General features: G+C 51.4%; 1 rRNA gene. It reads right to left on the bottom strand.

From position 1 onward, the window contains the following. Window positions 1-34: 34 nt before the first annotated feature. Window positions 35-2,927, bottom strand: a 23S ribosomal RNA gene (locus KU855_RS18570). Window positions 2,928-2,941: the final 14 nt, after the last annotated feature.

The following is a 2,941-nucleotide window of genomic DNA, read 5'->3' as shown; positions in this document are numbered from 1 at the left end:
TTTAGGCATAGCCAGCAAAACCCATCTGGGTTGTATGGTTAAGCCTCTCGGGTCATTAGTACAAGTTAGCTCAACGCCTCACAACGCTTACACACCTTGCCTATCAACGTCCTAGTCTCGGACGGCCCTTCAGAGGACTTAAAGTCCTAGGGATGACTCATCTTGGGGCTCGCTTCCCGCTTAGATGCTTTCAGCGGTTATCGATTCCGAACGTAGCTACCGGGCAATGCCATTGGCATGACAACCCGAACACCAGCGGTTCGTCCACTCCGGTCCTCTCGTACTAGGAGCAGCTCCCCTCAATCATCCAACGCCCACGGCAGATAGGGACCGAACTGTCTCACGACGTTCTGAACCCAGCTCGCGTACCACTTTAAATGGCGAACAGCCATACCCTTGGGACCGACTTCAGCCCCAGGATGTGATGAGCCGACATCGAGGTGCCAAACACCGCCGTCGATATGAACTCTTGGGCGGTATCAGCCTGTTATCCCCGGAGTACCTTTTATCCGTTGAGCGATGGCCCTTCCATTCAGAACCACCGGATCACTATGACCTACTTTCGTACCTGCTCGACGTGTCTGTCTCGCAGTTAAGCTGGCTTATGCCATTGCACTAACCGTACGATGTCCGACCGTACTTAGCCAACCTTCGTGCTCCTCCGTTACTCTTTGGGAGGAGACCGCCCCAGTCAAACTACCCACCAGGCACTGTCCCTAATCCCGATAAGGGACCTAGGTTAGAACATCAAAACTACAAGGGTGGTATTTCAAGGACGACTCCACAACAACTAGCGTCGCTGCTTCAAAGTCTCCCACCTATCCTACACATGTAGGTTCAATGTTCAGTGCCAAGCTATAGTAAAGGTTCACGGGGTCTTTCCGTCTAGCCGCGGGTATACGGCATCTTCACCGCAATTTCAACTTCACTGAGTCTCGGCTGGAGACAGCGTGGCCATCATTACGCCATTCGTGCAGGTCGGAACTTACCCGACAAGGAATTTCGCTACCTTAGGACCGTTATAGTTACGGCCGCCGTTTACCGGGGCTTCGATCATGAGCTTCTCCGAAGATAACCCAATCAATTAACCTTCCGGCACCGGGCAGGCGTCACACCGTATACTTCCTCTTGCGAGTTTGCACAGTGCTGTGTTTTTGATAAACAGTTGCAGCCACCTGGTATCTGCGACTCCCGTCAGCTTAGAGAGCAAGTCTCATCACCAACAGGAGCGTACCTTCTCCCGAAGTTACGGTACCATTTTGCCTAGTTCCTTCAGCCGAGTTCTCTCAAGCGCCTTGGTATTCTCTACCCGACCACCTGTGTCGGTTTGGGGTACGATTCCTGCTAACCTGAAGCTTAGAAGATTTTCCTGGAAGCATGGCATCAACTACTTCAGTCCCGTAGGACCTCGTCATCAGCTCTCAGCGTATGTATTCCCGGATTTGCCTAAGAATACCGCCTACTACCTTAAACGCGGACTACCAACGCCGCGCTAGCCTAGCCTTCTCCGTCTCTCCATCGCAGTTAGCAAAAGTACGGGAATATTAACCCGTTTCCCATCGACTACGCCTTTCGGCCTCGCCTTAGGGGTCGACTCACCCTGCCCCGATTAACGTTGGACAGGAACCCTTGGTCTTCCGGCGAGGGGGTTTTTCACCCCCTTTATCGTTACTCATGTCAGCATTCGCACTTCTGATACCTCCAGCGTGGGTTACCCCTTCACCTTCAACGGCTTACAGAACGCTCCTCTACCGCGCAACTCTAATGAATTGCACCCGTAGCTTCGGTGTATTGCTTAGCCCCGTTACATCTTCCGCGCAGGCCGACTCGACTAGTGAGCTATTACGCTTTCTTTAAATGATGGCTGCTTCTAAGCCAACATCCTAGCTGTCTAAGCCTTCCCACATCGTTTCCCACTTAGCAATAACTTTGGGACCTTAGCTGACGGTCTGGGTTGTTTCCCTTTTGACAACGGACGTTAGCACCCGCTGTCTGTCTCCCGCATAGTACTCATTGGTATTCGGAGTTTGCAAAGGGTTGGTAAGTCGGGATGACCCCCTAGCCTTAACAGTGCTCTACCCCCAATGGTATTCGTGCGAGGCGCTACCTAAATAGCTTTCGAGGAGAACCAGATATCTCCCGGTTTGATTGGCCTTTCACCCCCAGCCACAAGTCATCCGCTAATTTTTCAACATTAGTCGGTTCGGTCCTCCAGTTGATGTTACTCAACCTTCAACCTGCCCATGGCTAGATCACCGGGTTTCGGGTCTACACCTAGCAACTAAACGCGCAGTTAACACTCGGTTTCCCTACGGCTCCGCTATTCGCTTAACCTCGCTACTAAATGTAAGTCGCTGACCCATTATACAAAAGGTACGCAGTCACGGTCTCAAGAACCGCTCCCACTGCTTGTACGTATACGGTTTCAGGTTCTATTTCACTCCCCTCACAGGGGTTCTTTTCGCCTTTCCCTCACGGTACTGGTTCACTATCGGTCAGTCAGGAGTATTTAGCCTTGGAGGATGGTCCCCCCATGTTCAGACAACATATCACGTGTGCCGCCTTACTCGTTTTCATCTAAGGTTAGTTTTCATGTACGGGACTATCACCCTGTACCGTTGGACTTTCCAGACCATTCCACTAACACCCCCTAGACTTAAGGGCTAATCCCCGTTCGCTCGCCGCTACTTAGGGAATCTCGGTTGATTTCTTTTCCTCCGGGTACTTAGATGTTTCAGTTCCCCGGGTTCGCCTCCTACAGCTATGTATTCACTGCAGGATACTTACTTATGTAAGTGGGTTTCCCCATTCGGACATCGTTAGCTCAAATGCTTGTTACTAGCTCGCCAACGCTTTTCGCAAGTTACTACGTCCTTCATCGCCTCTGACTGCCAAGGCATCCACCGTATACGCTTAGTCACTTAACCATACAACCCAAATG

Origin of the sequence: Shewanella sp. NIFS-20-20 (genome assembly GCF_019209865.1) — a bacterium.
Lineage (GTDB): Bacteria > Pseudomonadota > Gammaproteobacteria > Enterobacterales > Shewanellaceae > Shewanella.
The sequence above is the reverse complement of the archived record's forward strand: the minus strand, read 5'-3'. Positions and strand labels throughout refer to the sequence as shown.